This is a genomic window from Salinivibrio sp. ML198, from assembly GCF_001996015.1.
GTDB lineage: Bacteria > Pseudomonadota > Gammaproteobacteria > Enterobacterales > Vibrionaceae > Salinivibrio > Salinivibrio siamensis.
The window spans coordinates 1-913 of the sequence record NZ_MUEZ01000046.1; the positions used below are offsets into that span (position 1 = coordinate 1).

Annotated in this window: 1 rRNA gene; it reads right to left on the reverse strand. The window is 54.1% G+C overall.

Annotated features, from left to right (window positions below):
* Nucleotides 1-913 (reverse strand): 16S ribosomal RNA (locus BZG25_RS15595); the annotation flags it as partial.

Here is a 913-nt window from a genome sequence, read left to right on the forward strand (position 1 = left end):
CTGGATGTCAAGAGTAGGTAAGGTTCTTCGCGTTGCATCGAATTAAACCACATGCTCCACCGCTTGTGCGGGCCCCCGTCAATTCATTTGAGTTTTAACCTTGCGGCCGTACTCCCCAGGCGGTCTACTTAATGCGTTAGCGCCGAAAGCCAAAGTCTTAAACCTCAACCTCCAAGTAGACAGCGTTTACGGCGTGGACTACCAGGGTATCTAATCCTGTTTGCTACCCACGCTTTCGCATCTGAGCGTCAGTCTTTGTCCAGGGGGCCGCCTTCGCCACTGGTATTCCTTCAGATCTCTACGCATTTCACCGCTACACCTGAAATTCTACCCCCCTCTACAAGACTCTAGCCTGCCAGTTTCAAATGCGGTTCCGAGGTTGAGCCCCGGGCTTTCACATCTGACTTAACAAACCGCCTGCATGCGCTTTACGCCCAGTAATTCCGATTAACGCTCGCACCCTCCGTATTACCGCGGCTGCTGGCACGGAGTTAGCCGGTGCTTCTTCTGCAGCTAACGTCAAGCCATGCACCTATTAAGTACACCACCTTCCTCACTGCTGAAAGTGCTTTACAACCCGAAGGCCTTCTTCACACACGCGGCATGGCTGCATCAGGGTCTCCCCCATTGTGCAATATTCCCCACTGCTGCCTCCCGTAGGAGTCTGGGCCGTGTCTCAGTCCCAGTGTGGCTGATCATCCTCTCAAACCAGCTAAGGATCGTCGCCTTGGTAAGCCATTACCTTACCAACTAGCTAATCCTAACTGGGCCCATCCCAACGCGATAGCTTACATGTAGAGGCCACCTTTGGTCCGTAGACATTATGCGGTATTAGCCGTCGTTTCCAACGGTTATCCCCCTCGTCAGGGCAGGTTCCCAGCCGTTACTCACCCGTCCGCCGCTCGACGTCCAG